The organism is Cobetia sp. MC34 (assembly GCF_018340035.1).
GTDB lineage: Bacteria > Pseudomonadota > Gammaproteobacteria > Pseudomonadales > Halomonadaceae > Cobetia > Cobetia amphilecti.
In genome coordinates this window covers 1-232 of the sequence record NZ_JADPPY010000173.1, presented here as the reverse complement: position 1 = coordinate 232, position 232 = coordinate 1, and the positions used below count along the sequence as shown (strand labels likewise).

Below are 232 nucleotides of genomic sequence, written 5' to 3'. Positions count from 1 at the left end.
ATGTGGTCATTTAGCAGCTTTCGCTCATGGATGATCCGATGCTGACACCGTCTCTTATGCACCATTTATCGATTGTTTCCGACTTCCGCCAGGCGTGGAAAGTGCAGCATCAGCTGTCGGATATCTTGTTTCTGATCGTCTGTGCGGTGATCTGTGGTGCAGAAGGTTGGGATGAAATCGAAGATTTTGGCCACGCGAAGTTGGACTTTCTTCGCCAGTACGGCGATTTTAA

General features: G+C 48.7%; 1 protein-coding gene. It reads left to right on the top strand.

Features of this window, described 5'->3' with window-relative positions; translation table 11 throughout:
* Window positions 1–38: 38 nt before the first annotated feature.
* Window positions 39–232: transposase family protein (locus IZU87_RS18245; RefSeq protein ID WP_213115397.1), on the top strand; the 194-nt coding region annotated here is incomplete at its 3' end.